Annotated in this window: 5 protein-coding genes; 1 reads left to right on the top strand and 4 read right to left on the bottom strand. The window is 63.4% G+C overall.

Annotated elements, in window-relative coordinates:
- The 3 genes from GHO03_RS23700 to GHO03_RS23710 all read right to left on the bottom strand — a co-directional run.
- On the bottom strand, nt 1-664 hold a 664-nt coding region (locus GHO03_RS23700; protein ID WP_178110362.1), incomplete at its 3' end, for an acyl-CoA dehydrogenase family protein.
- A gap of 10 nt (nt 665-674) precedes the next feature.
- Complete coding sequence (locus GHO03_RS23705; RefSeq protein WP_153400633.1) at nt 675-1,652, bottom strand: bifunctional MaoC family dehydratase N-terminal/OB-fold nucleic acid binding domain-containing protein; 978 nt, start codon at nt 1,650-1,652, stop codon at nt 675-677.
- A 53-nt stretch (nt 1,653-1,705) separates the two neighbouring features.
- Nucleotides 1,706-2,479 (bottom strand): SDR family oxidoreductase, encoded by a 774-nt coding sequence (locus tag GHO03_RS23710; protein WP_095000004.1) that lies wholly within the window; start codon nt 2,477-2,479, stop codon nt 1,706-1,708.
- 143 nt (nt 2,480-2,622) lie between these two features.
- Between GHO03_RS23710 and GHO03_RS23715 the strand changes: the two genes are divergently transcribed.
- Nucleotides 2,623-3,408 carry an enoyl-CoA hydratase gene (locus tag GHO03_RS23715; RefSeq protein ID WP_178102633.1) on the top strand — a complete coding sequence of 262 codons (786 nt, stop codon included), beginning with the start codon at nt 2,623-2,625 and terminating at the stop codon, nt 3,406-3,408.
- A 60-nt stretch (nt 3,409-3,468) separates the two neighbouring features.
- Here the strand turns inward: GHO03_RS23715 and GHO03_RS23720 are convergent.
- Nucleotides 3,469-4,377, bottom strand: a 909-nt coding sequence (locus GHO03_RS23720; RefSeq protein WP_372241791.1) for an FAD/NAD(P)-binding protein, incomplete at its 5' end; no start/stop codon positions are given.

The following is a 4,377-nucleotide window of genomic DNA, read 5'->3' on the forward strand; positions in this document are numbered from 1 at the left end:
GCTCCAGCCAGTCCAGCGCGGCTGGCGGGAGCAGGCACTCGGCGCGGATCAGCAGTCCGTCGATATGTACATCGGCAATGGCCTCACCATGGGTCATGCGCCCGGGCACGTGAGTGATCGCCTTGTCGCCCAGCTCGACCAGCGCCAACCGCGGCTGCCCGTCAACACTGACCAGCAGCAACGCCGCCTGCGATTGCTCGGCCAGCGCCAGAGCGCCCACCCGGCCTTTGACACGCCAGCCACCGTCAGTCTCTACCCCGTGCAATTGAATGCCATGGGCGTTGAACAGGCCGCTCAAATCTAGGGTCAGCAATGCCCTGCCCGCGGCGGCCTCCTCAGCCCACGCCTGCAATGACGGATCGGCAAACTGCGCGACAGTGGCAGCCGTCAGTTGATGGCGCCACAGCGGCACCTGCCCCAACGCACGGCCCTGAGCCTGTAACACCAGCATCAATTCGGTCATGCCCAGGCCGCTGCCACCCTGTGCTTCAGGGATGGCCAGGGCTTGCAGGCCGGTTTCCACGCACAGTTCCCACAGCGGCTGCATATAGGCCTGCTCACTGGTATCGAACTGGCGCAGGCGGTCATCGGTGCAATAGTCGGCAAACACGCTGCCGGCCATTTCGGCAATGGCGCCCTGGTCTTCGCTAATGTCGAAATCCATGCTGGCTCCCTTACTCGACCACAGGTCGGAATAGCGGCAAGGTCAACTCGCCATCGAAGGTCTGGAACTCAAGCTGCAAGGGCTGGCCAATACGCAGGTCCTCGCGCTTGGCGCCTGCAAGCCCCGCCACCAGACGCACGCCCTCCTCCAGCTCGATCAGGCCGATCGGGTTGGGATGGTCGAACGGGGCAACTTCGGGGTAATGCATGATCACAAACGAATACAGGCTGGCGCGGCCGCTGGCCTGCACACTGTCCCAATCAAACGAGTGGCATTCGATGCACACCGGCGCCGGCGGATGACGCAAGGTCTGGCACTGGGTGCAGCGCTGGATCAGCAGCTTGCCGGCGTCACAGCCTTCCCAGAAAAACCGCGTGTCATCGCTCATGCCCGGCTTCGGCCGTTTGACCACCGCAGCCGCTTCGGCCTTGGCCGGAGCGGCCTCGACCGCATGGTTGTTGGCCGGGCGAAACTTGAATACGCGAAACAGCAACTGGCCAACGGCCTCGTCGCCACTTTTGTGTTCAACGAAGTAGTCCATCACCAGGGTGACAAAGAAGCCGGTGCCCAGACCGGTGGTTTTTTCGTCGCCCACCGAGTCAAGCCGCGTGGTGTAGTAGAGCTTTTCACCCGGACGCAGGTTGCGCTCGAAGGTCAGTTCGGAGTTGACCGCGACCACCGACGGATAACCGTAGGACTCAATCAGCTTGAGCACTTCATAGGGGTTTTCGGTGGTCGAGCCGGGCGCATAGTTGTTTATGTGAAAACCTTCCATGCACCACACCTGCAACATCGCAGGCGGCGTCACCAGCCCGTCCTGGGCGCTGTTGGCGGCAAAGGCCGGGTCGGTGTAAAGCGGGTTGTCGACGCCCATGATCTCGCACCACTGGCGGATCATCGGGGCGTTGACTTCGTCCCAGGCGTAGACGCGACCATATTCACGCCCCACCAGGGCGCGCACGTCGGTTAGCAATTGAGAATCAGCCAAGTTCGTCTCCTGCGTGTCAAGTGCAGCAACCGGGTGGTCGCCGCTGAAGGTCGTCAGTGCGCAGCGCTCAAAAAAGCCGGGCGTTCGCCGCCGCCGTGCAACAACAGGTTGCAGCCGCTGGCATAGCCGGCCAGGGGTGATGCGATAAACAGGCAGGCGTTGCCGATGTCTTCGGGCAGCGCCATGCGCCCGGCCGGGATCCCGGCGCTGACCGCCGCGATGCCTTGTTCGTCGCCAAAATGCAGATGGGCCTGCTCGGTGCGTACCAGCCCCGGACTGACCGCCACTACCCGCACCTTGGGTGCCCACTCCACGGCCAACGACTGCACCAGGGCCAGCACCCCGGCCTTCGCCGCGCCATACGCGGCGGTGCCCGGCGATGCGCGCAAGGCACTGATACTGCCGATAAACACGATGCAACCACCCTCGTCCTGTTGCTGCATCAGGGCATTGGCCTGCTGGGCAACGTTCAGCGGGGCGATCAGGTTGAGACGGATAATGCTTTCGTGAAATCGCGGCGAGACGCTGGCCGCATCGGCCGGCGGGCTGCCGCCGGCATTGTTGATGAGCACATCGAGGCGGCCGAAATCGGCACGAATGCCTTCGAACAGTGCCTGGAGCGAGTCCGGGTCGCGCACATCGCAGGCCATGAACACCGCCTGTGCCGATCCCGCCCGGGGCAACACCTCGGGGGTTGTCCTGCCACATACGATCACCCGTGCCCCGGCTTGCAGAAAGCTGCGGGCGATTCCGGCGCCGATGCCTTTGGTGCCGCCGGTGACCAGCACCACCTTGGCGCTGTAATCCAGCCCTGAGAGTTGACCCATGACATGCTCCTTTTCTACTGATGGAGCCACTCTAGGGGCAATCCGGGGGCTGCTCGTCGTCTGAACGGACGATGAATCACGACCGGGTGAACGCAACAATCCAGCGCATGCTGTGGTGACAGCCCCCGTCAATGAGGAACCCCATGACAGAACCATCTGCCGCGCCGGTACTACTTGAATTCCCGAGCCCGGGCGTGGCCCTGCTGCGTCTTAACCGCCCCCAGGCCACCAACGCCCTGAGCCTTGAGCTGCAAGCGCTGCTGTCGCGTCACTTCACCGAGCTGGCCGAGAACCCGAACGTGCGCTGCATCCTGTTGACCGGTGGCGACAAAGTGTTTGCAGCCGGTGGCGATATCAACAGCATGGCCGGGGTCGGCCCGATCGATATTTACCAGCGTCATACCGAACGGCTGTGGGCACCCATCCAGCATTGCCCCAAGCCGGTGATTGCGGCGGTGTGCGGCTATGCCTATGGCGGTGGCTGCGAACTGGCGATGCTGGCGGACATCATCGTGGCCGGGCGCAGCGCCAAATTTTGCCAGCCGGAAATTCGCATCGGCATCATGCCGGGTATCGGCGGCACTCAACGGCTGGTGCGGGCGGTCGGCAAGGCCAAGGCGATGCGCATGGCCCTCACCGGGCAGCCGATTACCGCTGAAGAGGCCTGGATTTCGGGACTGGTGAGCAACGTTGTGGACGATGCCGAGGTCCAGGCCTATGCCCTGGAGATGGCGCAACTGATCGCCGCCATGCCGCCGCTGGCAGCAGAACAGATCAAAGAAGTGATTTTGGCCGGGGTTGACGGGCCACTGGAAACGGGCCTGGCGCTGGAGCGCAAAGCCAATGCACTGCTGTTTGCCTCCAGAGATCAAAAAGAAGGCATGCAGGCGTTTATCGAAAAACGGGCGGCTCGCTTTGAGGGCAATTAAGTCATTTCAAACAAAAGCCCCCTCAACCCCCTGACTGCGGGAGAAGGTCGGGGGGGGGTATTACAGCGACGCCAATCGCTCAGCCAATGCCTTGGCCTGCAAGGCAACATCGGTTACCGCGGTACTTTCCCACCACATGCCGCGCAATGGTGGGCCCATCGCAAACAATCGCTGTGCGGGCTCGGCCTGCGCATTCAAAACCGCCCCGCCCGCATCGGCGGCAATGCCCAGCCCCAGATTGCCGGGCCGTATCAACCCGCGCTGCAACAGCTGGCGTGGCAAGGGTTTATCCACCCGGCGCCAGTCGTACTCGATGCCGGTGGAGTTGATCAGGCCATCACCTTCAATCCATACCGCTTCGGATTGCCCGCGATAACGCAGCCGGATCCGTGGCCCTGAGCTATCAACCCCTTGCAGCGACGCCGCATGGATGGTCAGCCGCCCTTCCTCGAGCAGGCGCTGCAACAAGGCATCACCCTGAGGCGGCGAACGGTGATGATGGCTCTCCCACCAGGGCCGCACATGGCGTACAAACTGACGGCGCTGGGTATCATCGGCCTGACTCCAGAGCCTGGCGATATGCACGCGCACGGTGTCCAGCGGTGCCTGCCAGTCGATCCCGAGGGACTGGGCCAGGGCACATTGGCGGCGCAGTTCACGCAGCAGCTGCAAAGGACTGCGAAGGTCCGGGGCCAGGCTGAGAAAATCTTCCCATACCGGCGGCTGGCGTCGCACATGGGGCAACAGGCCATGCCGGGAAAAAACCTCGATCGGCCCTCGGTGTCCCGCCTGGTTCAGGGACTCAAGGGCATCCACCATGGTCAGCCCCGAGCCGATAATCAGTACCCGGGCATCCACCGGCAGCGCACGCAAAGCCTGGACATCCCAAGGGTCCAGCGCTGCCGCGTTGAGGCCACTGGACTGGCGCTGCGCCGTGCGGGCCGCCGGGAACATGCCGGTGGCCAGGAC

The sequence above is a fragment of the Pseudomonas sp. FSL R10-1339 genome (genome assembly GCF_009600545.1).
GTDB classification, from domain to species: domain Bacteria; phylum Pseudomonadota; class Gammaproteobacteria; order Pseudomonadales; family Pseudomonadaceae; genus Aquipseudomonas; species Aquipseudomonas bubulae.

What these genes read in the sequence shown, in the direction of transcription:
- GHO03_RS23710 (WP_095000004.1), bottom strand. Translation starts at nt 2,479, where the DNA reads ATGGGTCAACTCTCAGGGCTGGATTACAGCGCCAAGGTGGTGCTGGTC.
- GHO03_RS23715 (WP_178102633.1), top strand. Translation starts at nt 2,623, where the DNA reads ATGACAGAACCATCTGCCGCGCCGGTACTACTTGAATTCCCGAGCCCG.